This is a genomic window from Paenibacillus sp. GP183 (assembly GCF_900104695.1).
Lineage (GTDB): Bacteria > Bacillota > Bacilli > Paenibacillales > NBRC-103111 > Paenibacillus_AI.
Window position 1 is genome coordinate 4,542,047 of record NZ_FNSW01000001.1, and the last position, 18,126, is coordinate 4,560,172.

The 18,126-nt window shown below is 44.9% G+C and carries 16 protein-coding genes and 1 pseudogene; 11 read left to right on the forward strand and 6 right to left on the reverse strand.

Going from position 1 to position 18,126, the window contains the following annotated elements:
• The first annotated feature begins 109 nt into the window (after positions 1-109).
• The 6 genes from asd to BLV33_RS22465 all read left to right on the forward strand — a co-directional run bounded on the left by asd (position 110) and on the right by BLV33_RS22465 (position 6,319).
• On the forward strand, positions 110-1,195 hold the full coding sequence (asd, locus tag BLV33_RS22440) for an aspartate-semialdehyde dehydrogenase (protein WP_090799152.1): 1,086 nt from the start codon (positions 110-112) through the stop codon (positions 1,193-1,195).
• A gap of 214 nt (positions 1,196-1,409) precedes the next feature.
• A complete protein-coding gene (locus BLV33_RS22445) occupies positions 1,410-1,964 on the forward strand; it encodes a hypothetical protein (protein ID WP_139305807.1) in 555 nt (184 codons plus the stop codon).
• Entirely contained in the window at positions 1,961-2,371 is a 411-nt protein-coding gene (locus tag BLV33_RS22450) for a DUF6157 family protein (RefSeq protein ID WP_090797177.1), read from the forward strand. Before BLV33_RS22445 ends, BLV33_RS22450 begins: the two co-directional genes overlap by 4 nt.
• Before the next feature lie 227 nt (positions 2,372-2,598).
• Positions 2,599-3,915 (forward strand): IS1380 family transposase, encoded by a 1,317-nt coding sequence (locus BLV33_RS22455; RefSeq protein WP_090792618.1) that lies wholly within the window; start codon positions 2,599-2,601, stop codon positions 3,913-3,915.
• A gap of 617 nt (positions 3,916-4,532) precedes the next feature.
• Positions 4,533-5,450, forward strand: a complete 918-nt coding sequence (locus tag BLV33_RS22460; protein WP_171909254.1) for a phosphotriesterase family protein — start codon at positions 4,533-4,535, stop codon at positions 5,448-5,450.
• Between the two features lie 341 nt (positions 5,451-5,791).
• Entirely contained in the window at positions 5,792-6,319 is a 528-nt protein-coding gene (locus BLV33_RS22465; protein WP_253187139.1) for a spore coat protein, read from the forward strand.
• A gap of 386 nt (positions 6,320-6,705) precedes the next feature.
• Here the strand turns inward: BLV33_RS22465 and BLV33_RS22470 are convergent, their stop codons facing one another.
• Positions 6,706-7,287, reverse strand: a complete 582-nt coding sequence (locus BLV33_RS22470; protein ID WP_090786861.1) for a hypothetical protein — start codon at positions 7,285-7,287, stop codon at positions 6,706-6,708.
• Complete coding sequence (locus BLV33_RS22475; RefSeq protein WP_253187108.1) at positions 7,268-8,371, reverse strand: ogr/Delta-like zinc finger family protein; 1,104 nt, start codon at positions 8,369-8,371, stop codon at positions 7,268-7,270. The genes BLV33_RS22470 and BLV33_RS22475 overlap by 20 nt, the downstream gene beginning before the upstream one ends.
• A 33-nt stretch (positions 8,372-8,404) precedes the next feature.
• Here BLV33_RS22475 and BLV33_RS22480 point away from each other — a divergent pair, with 33 nt between their 5' ends.
• The 5 genes and pseudogenes from BLV33_RS22480 (at position 8,405) to BLV33_RS22500 (ending at position 13,456) form a co-directional block, all read left to right on the forward strand.
• Positions 8,405-8,917 (forward strand): GNAT family N-acetyltransferase, encoded by a 513-nt coding sequence (locus tag BLV33_RS22480; RefSeq protein WP_253187140.1) that lies wholly within the window; start codon positions 8,405-8,407, stop codon positions 8,915-8,917.
• Between the two features lie 443 nt (positions 8,918-9,360).
• Positions 9,361-10,401, forward strand: a complete 1,041-nt coding sequence (locus BLV33_RS22485) for a S66 family peptidase (RefSeq protein WP_090797183.1) — start codon at positions 9,361-9,363, stop codon at positions 10,399-10,401.
• Positions 10,402-10,649: 248 nt separating this feature from the next.
• Complete coding sequence (locus BLV33_RS22490) at positions 10,650-11,111, forward strand: MEKHLA domain-containing protein (protein ID WP_090797186.1); 462 nt, start codon at positions 10,650-10,652, stop codon at positions 11,109-11,111.
• Between the two features lie 689 nt (positions 11,112-11,800).
• Positions 11,801-12,640, forward strand: a pseudogene (thrS, locus tag BLV33_RS22495) (threonine--tRNA ligase); the annotation flags it as partial.
• Positions 12,641-12,658: 18 nt separating this feature from the next.
• On the forward strand, positions 12,659-13,456 hold the full coding sequence (locus BLV33_RS22500) for an HAD family hydrolase (RefSeq protein ID WP_171909255.1): 798 nt from the start codon (positions 12,659-12,661) through the stop codon (positions 13,454-13,456).
• Here the strand turns inward: BLV33_RS22500 and BLV33_RS22505 are convergent.
• The 4 genes from BLV33_RS22505 to BLV33_RS22520 all read right to left on the reverse strand — a co-directional run bounded on the left by BLV33_RS22505 (position 13,453) and on the right by BLV33_RS22520 (position 17,833).
• A complete protein-coding gene (locus tag BLV33_RS22505; protein WP_090797194.1) occupies positions 13,453-14,283 on the reverse strand; it encodes a carbohydrate ABC transporter permease in 831 nt (276 codons plus the stop codon). The genes BLV33_RS22500 and BLV33_RS22505 overlap by 4 nt on opposite strands.
• 11 nt (positions 14,284-14,294) lie before the next feature.
• On the reverse strand, positions 14,295-15,251 hold the full coding sequence (locus BLV33_RS22510) for a carbohydrate ABC transporter permease (RefSeq protein WP_216234808.1): 957 nt from the start codon (positions 15,249-15,251) through the stop codon (positions 14,295-14,297).
• 99 nt (positions 15,252-15,350) lie between these two features.
• Positions 15,351-16,691, reverse strand: coding sequence for an ABC transporter substrate-binding protein (locus BLV33_RS22515; RefSeq protein WP_090797197.1), 1,341 nt, complete (start codon positions 16,689-16,691; stop codon positions 15,351-15,353).
• 119 nt (positions 16,692-16,810) lie between these two features.
• On the reverse strand, positions 16,811-17,833 hold the full coding sequence (locus tag BLV33_RS22520) for a substrate-binding domain-containing protein (protein ID WP_090797200.1): 1,023 nt from the start codon (positions 17,831-17,833) through the stop codon (positions 16,811-16,813).
• Positions 17,834-18,126 lie beyond the last annotated feature (293 nt).

The following is an 18,126-nucleotide window of genomic DNA, read 5'->3' on the forward strand; positions in this document are numbered from 1 at the left end:
TTGGGGGTGGGATTTTTTTTATTGTTGCAAAGAAGATAGAGCTCACATGCAACATATGGTACAAATCAGACTGTTTAATCATGCCATTTTGAAAGGATTTGAATATCTAATGACAGAAAAACTGAAGGTAGGGATTGTCGGAGGAACGGGAATGGTTGGACAGCGGTTTGTTCAGTTACTAGATCATCATCCGTGGTTTAAGGTAACAGCGATTGCAGCTAGTGCCAGTTCGGCGAGTAAAACTTATGAAGAATCTGTACAAGGCAGATGGAAGGTGCTTGACCCGATTCCTGAAGAAGTGAAAAACCTCGTTGTTCATGACGCTTCGAAAGTGGAAGAGGTTGCCAATCAAGTCGATTTCATTTTTTGTGCCGTTGATATGAAAAAGAAAGAAATTCAAGCATTGGAAGAGGAATACGCAAAAACGGGTACGCCTGTGATATCAAATAACTCCGCTCACCGTTGGACGCCTGACATCCCGATGGTCATTCCGGAAATTAATCCCGGGCATATTGAAGTGATTGCCGCTCAGAGAAAGAGGCTCGGAACCTCGACCGGATTTATTGCCGTAAAACCCAATTGTTCGATTCAGAGCTATGTGCCAATGCTTCATGCACTGCTGGATTTCAAACCAACAAAAGTGGTTGCATCGATGTATCAGGCGATTTCCGGAGCCGGCAAAAACTTTACCGATTGGCCCGATATGTTGGATAATGTAATCCCTTATATTGGCGGCGAGGAAGAAAAAAGCGAGCATGAGCCGCTGCGCATTTGGGGAAGCCTTGTAAATGGTGAAATTATAAAAGCCAGCGCACCATTAATTACAACACAGTGTTTTCGTGTTCCAGTAACGGATGGACATTTGGCTGCGGTATTTGCATCGTTCGAGAACAAACCTTCGAAAGAAGAAATTCTCGATCGCTGGCTGCAATTCAAAGGACGGCCTCAGGAGCTTGGCCTGCCAAGCGCACCAAAGCAATTCATAACTTATTTTGAAGAAGAGAACAGACCACAGACGAAACTTGATCGTGACATTGAGCGAGGTATGGGGGTTTCAGCAGGTAGATTGCGCGAGGATGCCATATACGATTTTAAATTTGTAGGACTATCGCATAATACATTACGTGGAGCAGCAGGTGGCTCTGTTCTGATTGCCGAACTGCTTAAAGCGGAAGGGTATATTCAGCCAAAGTAGAAGCACGCACATTGATTCGATAGACAAAACAGCTAACGGAAATGATGGTACAGGAAATGATAACTGAGGAGTTGCCTACGTGGCAGCTCTTTTGTTTATTCAAGTAAACAGGTAGAAGGGATAGTTAATAAAGGGAATAGCTAGATTGTATTGAATATAAAATTTAAGAATTCCGTTTTATGTATGGTAAAAAAGTAGAGGGTGAGAGAATTTGTTGAAAAAGGTGGTTTTTCTTATCACGGGCTTGACGGCATTATTAGGCGGTATCATTTGGCTTTGTGTAGGTTTCAAATTATCCATGCTGCCTCCAGGTAATCCCGGCTATAATTTATACCGTAATTCCCAATTATTCATGCCTTGGTTCGGATACGGCATGGCTTGCATCGGGATCGGCTTGGTCGGCTTGTATGTTTCGGCTAAGGGCGTAGTACAATTTGCACGATGGTCACTCATCGTTTCATTGATCGGTTCCTTTCTTTATTTATTTGGTACAATATCCCGTTTGTCGATGAACTTGAGCGTGCAATACGAAGCGGCACAACCGATTGGCTTTCTAATGACCATTTTCGGAATATTATTTTTTAATATAAGTTTGTTGAGATCGAAATTATTACCGTCATGGTGCAGAGTTTTACTGATATTGAGTGTCGGTTCACTGCTCATATTTAACGATCAATTTATTACCTCATGGTCGTCCGTTCCCTTCGGAATATCATGGATAGGGTTAAGTGTATATCTATTTATGAGTTTTTTCCAAGGTGCATCATGAAAGACATGAATTATTACGGTGCTTTTATTCAAGTTGCCGAAAACTGCCATGTTAGAGTGGCCGAAATCCCAGAATCTAAGGGTGACTCTAAGACAATACCGGTTTTACAGTACGAGATGATATCGAACCATCCATACAAATACACGCAAGAAGATGTGTTATTTGAAGTATTCGCTCATCGCAACAAATTAACAGAAGCGGATAGGAAAGCAGCACGTGAGGACTTTTTCTCCAAAGGGCAGCCCTGCCTCCGTTCATCGTCATTGGGCAAGCGCTATGGTTGGGGTATCCATAATGACGCACAGGGCAAAGTTGCGCTGTATGCTGTTGAGTCAGATGAATATATAAAAATCATGAACGATAAAAGTATAAAACAATTTAAGGCAATGCGTACAAATCGAGCTTAGGTGAGGAAGGCGATGTTATATGGAGAATAAATTTATATTCAGATTTATAATATATATCCTGAAATATTCATAGCGCTACACTAAGAACGCCGTCAGACCAGTAACAGCAAGGGAATGCAGGAAATTAATGCTTCACTTAAAAGGTGAAGAGAAAACATGGAAAAAGAGCCCTTACTTTGGTAGTGTTAAAGGTGACGAAACCAATCACACCAAAGGGAGACTCTTCTATGGCAAGTTTACAAGAGTACGGCATGAACTTCAACCCCCGAATGAAAGTGAATTTTGAAGGCGGCGATCTGACCTCGGACGCAGGCTTGCTATTATACAAAGAATTCGATCACAAACTCGGTCTTTCCGAAGCCGTTAAAGAGATGCTCGTCGTGCAAGACTCCGTTCACCACCGAGACCATCCCAATTCCGATGTCGTTCTTCAAAAGATGTATCAACATCTTGCAGGGTATCACACCGACGATCATGCGGATGACCTCAGCGTAGAACCATTGCTGACCGCTATGATGGGGAAAGAGCGCTTGGCCTCACAGCCAACGATTTCCCGATTTAATGACAAAGCGACTATGGATACCGCTAAGTCTTTAGAACGCATAAACGGCGTGCTTCAAGGTCGCGTCTATACGCTCGAGGCCAGAGACCAATTCGTCATGGATCTGGATTCTTCCGGCTTTGCCGCTTACGGTGAGCAACATGGAGCGAATTACAATGCCCACTATCAGCAGAACGGATTTCATCCGCTGTTTTGTTTTGATGGGCTGACGGGTGATTGTCTCGGTGCTGAACTTCGCGCCGGCAACGTCTATACCTCTCGTCAAGCCGTACGTTTCATGGGACCGATTCTCACGCGATACGAGTCGTATGCGCCGGATGCCTTGATCGTCCTGCGCGGCGACAGTGGCTTCGCCCTTCCGGGACTGTTTGAACTGACGGAAACAAAGGGCCATAAATACGCTATTCGCTTGAAATCCAACGCCCGCCTGCAATCAGCGGCACAGGCTATGGCGAATCCATTGTTAAACCCGAAAAAGTTGCATGAGCGCCAAGTCCATTACCGGGAATTTCAATATAAAGCGGACAAGTGGAGTCGAACTCGCCGTGTGGTTGTTAAGATGGAACGTCTAGCCGGTGAACTGCACTTTCAGTTCACGTTTATTGTCACGAACATGACATTGCAGCCCTGCAACGTGATCCGGTTTTACTTTCAACGTGGGCATATGGAAAACTTTATTAAGGAAGCTAAAAACGGGTTTGCTTGCGACAAGATGAGCAGTACAAATTTTGAATCGAATGCAGTTAAACTGCAATTGGCCATGTTAGCTTACAACTTCAACAACTGGTTTCGCCGCCTATGCTTACCCGAGAAACTAAAGCCAAGCCGTATGGAGACGTTACGTAACAAGTTGATTAAAATTGCGGGAAAACTGATCTATTCCGGTCGCTACTGGACATGGAAATTGTGCAGTTCTTGCATCTACCGAGAGCCCTTCATCCAAACGTTGAACAATATCCAGCGTTTGCCTAGATTCGGGTGACGGTTAAGTCATTCTAGCAAAATCTCAAAAGCTTCATTCTGACCTAACGGGAACGCATGTCTATTTCAAAGTCCATATAATGGGAATTTATTAATTCACTTCATTATTGCTTAAGCGCTCCGCCAGATTGCATCTCCAAAACCCCACTGCAAGTGATTTTCGAAGGTCTAACTCCTATATTTCCCATTTGAGTAAAGGGACTCAAGGCTCCATGAATATTTCAGGTATATTATTCCTCCTTGTGAAGAAACATTTTACGATTCCATCAAGGAGTGAGAGAAAATGAAGGACTATCACTGTTGTGCAACCTGTATACATTATGAGATACGGAGAGGTACTTCCGAGAAGTTTTTTTGTCGCCGATTAGGTTATGCTACGAGTCCAAAATATCAGTTCAAATGCTGGATCCCGAAGGACAACATTCGAATCAAGATCAAGATTGGTGAATAATTGAATGCCTCCGTATTGCATGATGCCATCACTCCCCATGAAAACGTAGTATACGTGATTTAAGGCTTTCATAAATAGCTTCCTGATAGCGAAAATATGGTAATATATAATGAGATAAATTTTAATCAACTACGGAGAAACCAGATTCAAGAATAGAGGTGCTGTTGTTGCTGCAAACGGTTTCAGGTTTAATTACTGCGCAGGAAGCGGGACGAATTTTGGAACATGAGCATGTCCTCGTTGGGTTTGTAGAAGACGGGAAGCTTACGCCGGAGCATTATAACCGTGACGAGGTGGTCACGTCCATCCTCCCTTTCTTGTTGAAATTGGAGGAAACCGGATGCGGCACCATGGTGGACTGTGCGCCGGAGTACTTAGGCAGGGACCCTTACATCCTGCGGCGGCTATCGGAGCTGTCCGGAATCCATCTGATCACGAACACCGGATTTTACAAGAAGCCGTATCTGCCTTCCTTCGTTTACGAGATTTCAGAACGAGACCTGGCCGATATATGGACACGGGAAGCGCGAGACGGCATCGGGGAGAGCGGCGTGTATCCGGGTTTTATCAAAATCGCACTTAACGACGGGACGGCAATCGACGATACGCAGCAGAAGATCCTCCTTGCCGCTATGCGAACCTCGTTGGAAACCGGCCTGCCGATTCAGTGTCATACGATAGGCCCTGACATCGCCATGCACGCCTATGAGATCATGAAACTAGCGCATTTCGACCAGGAACGATTCATTTGGGTGCACGCGCAAACATTTAAAGACATTGACGTATACGAGCGGCTTGCGGAGGCAGGCGGTTGGATTTCCGTGGACTCCATTTTGCAGGGAACTTATGAGGAGCATGTGGAGTTGCTGGGTCAACTGCTCGACTGCGGCGTCGGCGAACACCTGCTGTTATCTCAGGATACTGGTTGGTACAATGTTGGACAGCACAAAGGCGGTAGCTTGCGTCCTTATCATCACTTGTTCACTGACTTCTTCCCTGCCGCAGCGGCCGGTGGTCTCGATCCGCATTGGCTGGAGCAATGCGTTACGAGCCATGCCTTTCAAGCAATGAGCAGGCGAGCCTAACACAGATATATGTGATTCAATTCACACCTTCACTATATCAAAAAAAGTAGCACACCAAACTTAAGGAACTTGACGGCCAAATTGAAGAGGTAAAGTCAATGGGTACTTCTTCTTATTGTATTTTGCGAACATATGTTTGTTAAAGTTATTCACCCAAAGAATTGGATTTCTCATTCGTTACTGGAATTTATTAAAACAAGTTAAACCTAGTTCTGGTGTAGTCTTTAGCTTTTTCAAGTTAACAGAATGTAACCAACTTCTTGCGCAACCAATAAGGGACAACGTTCCATCCGAAAAATATAGGCATATGGTATCTCATCACTATGATGGAGGTTTTCCCATTGTCCGAAAATTCAAGAGTACCCCAGCCCCAGCACCTGGCCTGGCATGAGACCCTCGAGCTGCACGAGGTAGTAGCCACGCTAGCCCATCAGCTGATCGCGTTCAAAATGCAGCATGCGAACATACAGGACCCGACGCTTCGAAGTCTTTATACGGAGGCGATCCGCGGCCTCGAGAAAGATATGCACGATTTGCTTCCTTATTATGAAAAAGTACCGATTCCCACGATGCGCAGAGACAGCCGCGAACCGGATCACCCAACGCCCACGGGAGTGGACATGACCGCCTTCTATGCGGGAAACCTGCTTGTGTTTTTCAAAACCGCCACTCGCAACTACGCGGCCGTCATTACGGAAACAGCTACGCCGTCGTTGCATGAAATGTTCCAGAGACACTTGCTAAATGCGGTCAACATGCACTACAAGGTGTTCAATTTTATGCTGGAGAGGAACTATTACCCAGCCTACCATCTGGATCGGCTGCTAGCCGGCGATTTGAGAAACGCCAAAGCCGCCTTGTCCATGTAAAGCGCGGTCAACCTCCTCAGTCGCATCTCTGTAGTCCACTTTTCATATTCTTTCGAAATCCCTTGCTGCAGCGCGAGGGATTTCTTTTCGTGAATGTATGGCCAGAGGATAAATTTCAAAGGAGACTGCCCAATCTGTCTACAGCCAGAGAACATTACCCTCGGTTCGATAACTCCGTTGCTCTATAAAACAAATAGATGATAAATCTTGTTATGCTGTGGCAGCTCCTTTTTTTTGGTTCATTGAAGTAACGGCAAAGTATAATTATAACGATACAATACATGGCTACTTTTCTAATTATTAATGTAGTATAGTTTTACACTCATAAAAATGATTCCATAAAAAGGAAAACTCAACTGTGAATAAAAAAAACTACGACGGCACAATCAACAAACTAACACTTGATCCCATTGATTCTCCAGTTGTTGCAGAAAATTGTGGGGATTGCGATTAAACCGTCTTCGTTGAACGCTTTCGGATAGTCGTTCGCTCCATTGTGCTTTGCGCTTTGTATAGGTTTCATAGCTCACGGTTCGTAAACGGGCGACGACGTGCTTCTGACGAAGCGCATCATCAACAAGTACAATCATTTCTCCGTTACGTATGATGTAACTATTCCAATTCCGAAGACCTGTGATCCGACGATGGCAAGATTTCGTCCGCCGAAAAAATTGCTCCAGATCGTTGTTCGTTCGCGGGAGGTAATAATGGTCGTAGCAGGTAAACAACCCTTTCCAGAACCCGCGAGAGTAGCGGATCACATTGTCGACCATGGGAGCATCGGTCTCGTCGGAATACGTCTGTTTGAGCCAGTTCAGCACATGAGTCATTTCCCATTCAGCCGTTTCGCTGGTCTTGTCTACTTCCGGCTCCAACGCCGCCGCTATATGTGAAATCGGCTTTGCCCAGCGACATACGGTTTCATAAAGGACCCCAAGTTCGTCTAGTTTACTGAAAATTCTGACCATACCCTGAAGAAGATGAGGCTCTTTTTTTAGTCAAGCATCGCTGCAGCGACGCCTGTATGGCCTGGGCTCGTTCATAGATCAGCATACCGGGCAAATCAAGTGGTGGTTCGCCATCTTCCAGGAGTAAAGCGCGCACTGCAGCGGCATAACCCTTTGCCACCTGGGCCTCCTTGTACGAGGGCGCTTCTGGTGCATCGCTCAATGCAAGGGGACTCGCTTTTGCGCTTGCCTGTGCTTCCGTGATTGCTTTTTTCTCGGTTTGCTCGATTTTTCGCTCTATATCCCGCAGGCCGCGCATGCTCTTTTTCAGTTCCATTTTGAGTTTGCGATCGGCATCCACAACAGGCTTTGCGATGTCTTTCAGATAATGATATTGGCAGTACTGATACGGTACATCAGGCAAGAGCGATTCGAAAGCCTGCCGGATGGAAACCTGCCCGTCGCTGACAATCCCTACGATGGGATAACCCAGTTCAATAATCGGATCGATAAGTGTCCGTAATTCGGCGGCGGCTCCGCTCTTCATGTTCTGAGCCGCTAGAATCGTGCCGCTAAATACTTCTCGGATGACGTATAACATCTCGTTTCCTTTTTCGGGTTGGACGCCATCCATGGAAAGGATGATGCCGCCATTCTGTGCTGTGGTTTCCGCCAAGATTTGTTTGACGTAATCGTCAAGGCTTGCAGCTAGCAGTGTTTGATACCGTTCATATAAGGTTTGTGCATATCTTTCACTCGTCACTATACCGCGCTCATTTAGCGTATCCGCAATCTCCTTGCAGGTGCGATGCTGTTTGAAGCGCAGTTCGCCGACGAGACAGAGCACATCGTAACTGTATGAGGAGTGCTTCATACTCAGCGCTTCCGCTTCAGCTGATTTGTACGTGACACCAGCGTGCGGACAGTCTACGTTGGGACAGGCATAAGCCATGCTCCAAGCGTGAATGACGCCGCTGAGTGTTGAAATTTTCTTGTTCCATGCAGTGTGGGAACGCTTTAATCTGATCCCGCAATGCGGGCAGTTTTTCATTTCGGGTCTGAAGTAAATTTTCGGCGCGGCGCCGAGGCGATTTTTCGAAAGCAAAAGGGTCAACTCCTACAAAAATTGTTGTCCCTTATGTATTCGACAAAAGAAAGGAAAATCCTGTTTGTTAATTGTGCTATCGTAGAAAAAAAACCTTTAAATTCGTCTGACCTCGTCATTAGAAGCGCGGTCATCGACGACGTCGATACGTTGCGCGACGTTTTTCGCCGTGCGTCACTGGCAATCGAGGGCGACCGTGATCTCATAACCGCTCATCCCGAGTGGCTCGTGTGGGACGACGCGATGCTGCCGTTCGCGCGTGTCGCTGTTGTTGATGGGCGGGTCGTCGGCTTCGCGTCGGCACGTCTTGTCGACGACTTCCTCGAACTCGAGGATTTGTTCACTGATCCTGACTGGATGCGCCAAGGCATCGCGAGTGACCTGATCGAAGACATTGCGCGGCTCGGTGTGCGTGTGGATGTGACCGCCAACCCGCACGCGATGGGGTTTTACGAATCGGTTGGCTTCATCGCAAGCGGCGTCGCCAACACAGAGGGCGGACCGGCGCCGCGGATGCACCTCGATGTCAAGCGTGCTCGACCTTGACGATCTTGATGCGATCGAAATGGCTAGAGTAATCAGATATCAAAAGACACTTATATTATCACCCCTTCATTACCAGGCTACCGCAGATTTAACCCTCTGGTGGCGATCAAGTCGATTGGACCGAATCGGCGACTATCGTCCTGTCTGCGGTCATGCTGTTCCCGCTTTTGATCGTATTTAATAAGCTACGTCGGCAGCAGGAAAGGGGCTGACCGGCAAATGGGAAGTTAAGCGAGGTGATTACGGACGAATTTCCTGGAAACAATCGTGCAGCAAAATCGCTTGGCGGCACACCGGTAATTATGTATTTATACGTTGATAATGTTGACGATACGGTACAAAGAGCTATGAATTAAGGTGCAATATCACTTAGACCAATTCAGGAACGGGAAGGTTAGTGTGGTAATATGAGGAGATAATTGAGAGTTGGGAGGTAACCTGGAATGAAAAAACCTAAAAGAATTATGCCTGGTTCAAGAATTGCAATAATATCGCCTTCAAGTGGCCTACCTTCTTTGTTCCCAGATATCTACGAGCTCGGACTAAAAAATCTTCATGAAGTATTGGGTTTTGAAGTTGTTGAAATGCCAACAGCAAGAATGTCTCCTGATGATTTGTACAAGAATCCACAACTTCGTGCAAATGATATTAACCAATGTTTCGAGGATAATAAAATAGATGGAATAATTACTTCAATAGGCGGATATGAATCGGTCAGAATTTTACCATTTCTAAATACGGAAATGATTATCAACAATCCGAAATTTATTATGGGATTTTCAGATGCAACTACTTTTTTAACTTATTTAAACCAGTTAGGAATGGTGACATTTTATGGACCTTCAATTATGGCGGGGTTAGCTCAGATTAAGAACCTTCCTTTTGAATTTACCCAGCATTTGAAATCGATTTTATTCTCAAATCAATTCCCTTATAAATACTCTTCGTTTCAGAAATGGACAAATGCATATAAAGATTGGAACGATCTTGATACGCTGGGTGATTGTCAGGAATTTTATGAAAATGAGAATGGATGGACGTTTTTACAGGGAAACTCCGTAGAACAAGGGTATTTGTGGGGGGGATGTATCGAAGTATTAGAATTTATGAAATCGACTACCTATTGGGCTAATGAATCTTTCTGGAATGATAAAGTTTTGTTTTTCGAAACATCAGAAGAAAAACCTTCACCTAGTCAAGTTGGATATATGTTACGGAATTATGGTATGCAAGGCATATTCTCGAAGATAAAAGGGATTATTTTGGGAAGAGCGAAGGATTATTCCGAAGAAGAGAAACTAAAACTTAATGAGATAACAGTGAATGTCATAAAAGGTGAGTTTGGTGCTGATAAGGTACCAATAGTCGTTGATTTTGATTTTGGTCATACAGATCCAAAATTAATTTTACCTCTTGGAGGTAAAGTAGAATTAAATCCTTACACACATGAAATTATACTCTTAGAAAGCCCATTCACCGAGTAATTTACTAAACTAGCGGATAACGATAGTGGAGGAGCTGGCTCGTGTTAACTCCTCTTTTGGTTTGTTGAAGTAACGGGCAGGATACTATAATAATTCCGCGAATAATTAAAGTAGAATATTTTTCTTGGTCAATTTTGCGAGGAAAGAGGCTCATGCAGAACAATCAAATCGAGATCGTTACTCTTGAGCAATAACAAGCGACGACAAGTGATGATCCGATATGATGGAAGAGGAGGATATAGAATACCATGTGTTATACCGGCGCTGGAGCAACTGAAGTGCATGCTAGATTGATCATCAACAGCTACAAGAGATGGACGGGAAAATCTCTTCTGGATGAAGCAACCGAATCCGTCAAGGAATTCGATCAGCTGTTTCATGCTCCGATCGTGATACTGTCCCATGGGTTGGAGACCGATCCGATCTTGAATTTCGGTAACCAGTCAGCGCTCGAGCTATGGGAGATGGACTGGGAGACGTTCACACATACACCGTCGAGACTGACCGCAGAACCAATGGAACGCGAGGAGCGAGCTGACTTCCTGAAGGCCGTCAATGAAAAAGGCTACGTTGACAATTATACGGGAGTTCGGATTTCCAGCACCGGCCGGAGATTTTACATCATGCGGGCGACAGTATGGAATCTCACTGACGAAAACGGTACTATTCGTGGGCAGGCCGCTACTTTCCGAGAGCATCGTTTTATTTGACTTATCAGTTTTGGAAATATTCCAAAAGCCGCTAATCGCATGAAATTGGCTGATAACAGATTCCTGAGATGTTTCAACTTCAAAATAAACTTTGGAAGAATCAGTAATTAACCATTTTTTATCAAGCTGCTTGGGCGTAAGAGAGCTGCTGTTTTTAGGGACTTGCGAAGAATCAAACACCTCTTTTACAACAATATGGTTGCCTGTGTAATATTTAAATAGCCAAATCCTCCAACAATGATAACAACAATCAAAGTCACCCCCATAACAACTTATTCTTCAAGCACCCAACCTCTCTTATTCTTCTATTAATAATCGTATATTGAATTCTTTTTATTAACTTTTGATGGCAGTGAGCTCGGAGTGGTTCTAATATCAGCAGTTGATAGGTACTGATGGGCTAGCGGTACTGATAGGTTTGGTGCTTGTTAGTTTGGATGGTTTAAGAATGAAGTGAAAATTAGCAGAATCAGTAAGGCACTAGATACGATGCTTAGCAACCATATAATGTTATTCACAACTAAACGCCTTTTTTTTAAACCTTATACCAGTGAGTTTTCCGTTACATTGTATAATGTTGCGACGATAGTATGTTATTTTATTCCAATTAAAATATGACCTGTCTCCCAACAATCAGATTTATATATCGAATCAGTACTATAATAGGTATAAGAAGAGAAAACGGAAAAGAATTTGGCCAAGTACACAGGCACGAAATGTCTGGGGCTCTTAATGGAATGATGCGAGTCCGTACATTTTGTCAGGACGATGCTCATATTTTTGTTCAACCCGGTCAGATTGAGGACGAAATTAGTCGTGTTATTGAACTCATCGACCATATTTACAAAGTCTTTGGGTTTGAATACAAGATTGAGCTGTCAACTCGTCCAGAAGATTTCATGGGATCAGAAATATTATGGGATCAGGCTGAAAAGTCATTGCAAAACGTTTTGGATAATCGTGATATCATCTATCGTGTAAATGAAGGGGATGGGGCATTCTACGGTCCGAAAATTGATTTTCATATTTTAGATGCACTTAAACGCTGCTGGCAATGTGGGACTATACAACTTGATTTCCAGATGCCTGAAAAGTTCGATCTTTCTTACATTGGCGAGGACAATCAAAAACACCGGCCGGTCGTTATACACCGTGCTATTTATGGCTCGATTGATCGGTTTATGGGTATTTTAACCGAACACTACTCCGGAGCATTTCCACTTTGGCTTTCTCCAGTACAAGCTAAACTTCTACCAGTGTCCGAAAATTATCTGAACTATGCTTTTCAAGTGAAAAAATCCCTAGACGAGGCCGGAATACGTGTAGAGGTTGATATAAGAGATGAAAAGCTTGGTTACAAGATCCGCGAAGCACAACTCGAGAAAGTACCTTTCATGCTTGTGCTTGGTGAGAATGAGAAAAATTCGGGAACAGTGGCTGTTAGAAAACGAGGTGAAGGCGATCTTGGTTCAAAGAGTATCTTAGATATTATCGAACAAATCAAAGAAGGAATTCACAGTAAGGTGTAAATGAAGGAGAAGTATTGTATGACCAATCTGATTATCGATCAACAAACCTATGAAATTGAAGCGATTCTATTTGATAAAGATGGCACCTTATTGGAATTTTTAGAGCTGTGGGGTCGTTTTGCTGAGCGGATGACAATGCAAGTGATCGATCAAATTTCATCCATGGGCGGTGAATTGCTTGGATTGGATCCCTCGAAATTATTAGGTATCGAGATGGATGAAACTGGAAGGCTAACTGGTTATGATATCCAAGGGCCTTTATCCATTGGGTCCATGCCAGAGATTGAAGCGATCTTGGCTTGGCAGTTATACCGGTGTGGATTGACATGGAATGAAGCAATCACGCGAATTCGCGAGTTTCAAAAGCAAGCAAGCGTTGAAATGGAGCGAGAACGTCCGGCTGTTCCGATCCACGGTTTAATCGATTTTTTAGAGCAGTGTGAGAAATTACAGCTTCCTTTATGTGTGGTCACGGCTGATTACACCCAAGAAGCCAAGAAACATTTATCTTGGATCCATTCAGATCATTATTTTCGAGAAATTATTGGAAGTGACCAAGTGACTGTAGGCAAGCCTTACCCTGAAATGATTCATACCGCATGCCAAAGAATAGGGGTTTCACCTGCCAAGGTGGCTTTGATCGGGGATACCAACGGAGATATGCAAATGGGAAAAGCAGCGGGGGTTGCGGTGACAATTGGTATGAGCAAAAATTTGGCAGGAAGCGGAAGGCTGTATCAAGCAGACTATATGATTTCAACTTATAATCAATTAACTTTAAGTGTTACTCGATTGTCGTCCGATCCACGTGACTAGCCCTTTACCGCTCCTGACGTTAAGCCGGAAATGATTCTTCTCTGGAAAAGCAGCACCATGACGATAAGCGGTACCGTTACGATGACAGAAGCCGCGGAAAGATCGCCCCACGGCAGATCGTGTTCTCCGGGAAACATGGCGATGCCGACGGGAACCGTTCTCATGATGTCTTTGGACATGAACGAGAACGCAAACAAAAATTCATTCCATGCGGCAATAAAGACGAGGATTGCTGTTGTGAAAACGCCTGGAGCGGCTAACGGTACGATCACCCTCCAAAACGCGCCGAGTCGGGAAGTGCCGTCGATTCGCGCGGATTCCTCCAGTTCGAATGGGATTTCTTTAAAGAAACTCGCTAATACCCAGATGGTGAGCGGCAAGCCGTGCGTCGTATAGGGAAAGATCAGCCCTTGGAACGTGTTCAGCAGGTTGAATTGCCTTAACAGAATATAAAGAGGGCTAAGAATGGCTATGGACGGAAACATGGATACCGCGAGCACGAGCATCAGAATGATTCTTTTTCCCGAGAAATTCAGCCGTGCCACTGCATAAGCGCAAAGCGAACCGATGATGATGCTGTACAGTGTGGTGGCTGCCGCAATAATCAAGCTGTTCTCTAAATAAATCGTAAAAGGATGCTTGGAAAAGGTGGCGATATAACCGCCGAAATAAACGGGAGAAGGAATCCAGTCAGGCGGCATCCTATAAAGGTGGTCAGGCGATTTTAAGGAGGTGGTGATCTGCCAAAAAAACGGAAACATGACGATCAACACGAAAATCCAAACTGCAGCATAGAACAAAGTTGTTTTGGTCCGAGCAATGAGCATAGGTCTCCCCCTTAAGATCTTTTATCTATGTTGACGCCAAGAATTTTGATGTAAAAGAAGCTGATCAGCAGCACGCATAGAAACGTGATCACCGACAAAGCGGACCCTTTGCCGAAATCCAAATAACGCATCAGCGTAGTCTGTGCATACATGGACAGTGTTTCCGTAGAGTTGGCCGGACCTCCGCCGGTCATGACAAATACGACATCGAATACGCGGAATGCATCCAACGTTCTGAACAATAAAGCGACCAACACGGCCGGCTTGACTAGCGGTATCGTGATTTTCACAAGCTGTTGAAAGCGGTTTGCCCCATCCACTTTAGCCGCTTCGTACATATCCGATGGAATTACCTGCAAGCCCGCCAATATGAGTAACGCCATAAAGGGCGTTGTTTTCCATACGTCGGTGACAATGATGGACCAAAGGGCCGTTTCTTTACTGCCGAGCCAGGCAATATAGTGGTTGAGAATGCCGGCCTTTACAAAGATATCGTTAATAACTCCCAACTGGTCGTTAAACATAAATTTCCACATCAAAGCTGATACAACGGTAGGAATCGCCCACGGCACCAATACAGCCGCTCGAACGATCCCCCGCCCGCGAAAGCTGCGGTTAATTAAGATGGCAATGGCAAATCCAAGAATCAATTCCAGCAATACCGAGAAAAATGTGAAATATACCGTATTCCAAAGTGAAGCCCAAAATCTAACATCGGTGCTCAAGGTAGCATATTGCTGAAATCCGACAAACGGCTTGCCCAAAAACGGCATATTCAGCTTAAATTCGTGCAGGCTGAGCCAAACAGAGCTCAAAATCGGATACAGCGCGAATAAGCCGATGGTCAATAGCGAAGGCGCAGTCAGCGTATAAGCCAACAGTGATTCCTGCCGTTGACTGTTGAAAAACCGTTTTTTCCTCTTTAATGCGGAGTGCCCCTCCATCGTTAGTTCAGCTTGATGCTTCATTTCGCAAACCTCCTAACTGGCTTTACGTCCACAATATGGCGACGACACAAGACAATAAGGGGCCGTTCCTGGCAAGCGGGAACGCCCCCGTTGCGCGTGCTATTTTTTGTACTTCGCGAGCAAATCGGATATGCTCTTCTGCATATTTTTCACAGATTGATCAGGCGTTTGACCGCCTGTGATCGCTTTATGAACTTGTATTTGAATCACGTCGGAAATTTGCGGATAAATCGGCGATACCGGCCGCGGCTTTGCGTTAATGAACACATCGTACAAAGACTCAAAATGCGGGTTAGCTTTCAAAACGTCGGCGTTTTTAAATGCTGACTTGGCAATCGGAATACGTCCGCTGTTGACAGCCGAAAACGCCTGAGTTTCATCCGAAGCCAAATACTTCAGGAATTTCGCCGCGGCATCTTTCTTTTCCTTCGTAATATTAACATTGATCCCGAGGTTCCAGCCCCCAAGCGTCGCTGCCGGAGTTTTCCCTGACGGACCAACAGGCATCGGAACAACTCCGACCTTGCCTTTGACCTTTGAGCCGTCCTCTTGCGATTTGGCCCATGCATAAGGCCAGTTTCTCATGAAAATAGACTTGCCTTCCGTGAATACGGTGCGGGCATCTTCTTCTACGTACGTTGTGATTCCTTTCGGCACAAGATCGGATTGGGTCATATCGGTAAAGAATTTCAATGCTTCTACGTTATTCGGCGAATCGATGATCGCTTTATTGTCCGCACCAAGCACGTCTCCGCCATTCGCCCAGAAATATTCCAGGACGTTGCAAACAAGCCCCTCATACTGATTGCCCTGATAGACGAACCCGTATTCTGTGCCGCCTTTGCCTTTCAGCGATTTGGCAAGCTTGTTCAATTCGTCGAACGTTTTCGGCGGCTTCACTCCAGCTTCGTCAAGGATGTCTTTTCTGTAAAAGAGCATCCCCGCATCGGTATAAAATGGAATGCCGTACAGCTTTCCGTTCAAGGTGTTGCCTTGCACCGGACCCGGAAGCAATTTATCAAGCTCTTCTTTGGAAAAATAACTGTTCAGCGGCTCAAGCCATTCAGAAGCTCCGAATTCCGGGGGCCAAATGATATCAATGTTCATAATATCGATGCTTGTATCTTTCGAGGAAAGCTTCGTTACGTAATCGTTATGCTGAGCGTCCGATTTTTGCGGCATTTCGAGAATGTTGATTTTGATGCCGGGATTCTTCTCCATGAACGCTTTGGCCAATTTTTCATTGACTCCGGTGGCGTCTTTGCCGAACGACCATGTCAGCGAAACTTCTTTTTGCGGCTGCTGCGCCGGCTTGCCCGGATCGGCAGGTTTTGCGCTGGGAGCGGAAGCAGTCGTATCGCTTCGTGAACAAGCGACCAGTGAAGTAACCATCATAGCTGATGCGAGCACAATGAATAAAGACTTCAGTCCTTTTTTCATGGTTGACCTCCTCATACACATTTTTCATTCGGATAAAAACCTTTGCGTTTCACATAATGGCTGGATTTTCACACTTACAAGGACCATCACCTCCTTTATCGAATCCATTGAAAGCCTTTTCAAATAGGTTCGCTGTGCTTTTTCTTGACAGAATCTCTTTCGATAATGGAATGGGGCAGGTACGTTCTTAGTTCGCTAACCGTACCGGTTTTAATTAGCTGCTCCAGTTTCTTTACTGCTAGAGACCCGATATCGCGAATGGGCTGAGCGACCGTGGTGATTTTCGGTAGGCTCATATAAGAATTTCTGGTATTATCGAAGCCGATGACCGAGATATCGTCGGGCACCTTCAAACCGTGCTGATACAAACAGGAAATGACGCCTAATGCGATTTCATCACTTGCAGCGAAAATGGCTGAAATGCCGGAAGTCTGCCGCAGCAGCAATTCCGTCGCTTCGAAAGCATGATCATACCGAGAAGAGCTGAATTGTATGTTGCGAAGCGGGTCAACTTGCAGTCCGTAAGTCCGGACTGCTTTCATAAACCCTTCATATCGTGGGAGTCCCGCGATCGGGTTCGTCAGCTTGAAGCTGATCATGCCAAGCATTTCATGTCCTGCTTCAATAAGATATTTGGCGGCATCGTAACCCGCTTGCTCGTCGTTTACCTTAACCGAAGGCAAATCGTACTCCAAGCTGTGTGTCGAGGCCAAGACTACAGGTATTCGGAGGCCTTGAATTATGCCGTAGTAGTCAGGTTCTATCGGTAGGCTGGTAAATACAATCCCGTCGACTTGTTTTTCTTTCAGCATCTTTAAATTTTCAATCAAACGCCTTTTGTCGTTGTCCGTATTGCAGATAATTAAATTTCTGCCTCCAACGATAGCTTCATCCTCAAGGCCCCGAATTAATTCGGCATAGTAGCTGTTTGAAATATCAGGCACAAGGACTCCGAACGTTTGCGTTCGCTTGTAAATCAATCCTCTTGCCAGAGCATTGGGCTGAAACTCCAAATCTGAAATCGCTTTCAATACATTGTTTCGCGTGTCTTCAGCTACAAGATCAGGTTTATTAAACACTCTTGAAACTGTGGAAATGGACACGTTTGCCGCTTTCGCCACATCCCTAATGGTTGGCTTCATGCGTTTATCATCCTTTAATGAAAACCTTTTCATAAAAGATTATATCCAAATTTCTGGGATCGAGCAATACCAATTTTTAATAATTCCGAATATTCATTCATTGCAAATAAAAAAGGAACCAGTGATAGAATTGAATTCTACCTCTGTTCCTTTTTTGTCCAACGATCGAAATTGAATTTGATGTTCTAGCCACTGTTTTATGGCACCGGGATAGGCGTCGGTGTATTAGCTGGTAAAATAGTCGTTGAAGTGAGATCGGTGTGCAAGCAGGGAATGGCTTGTGCATGTGAGGA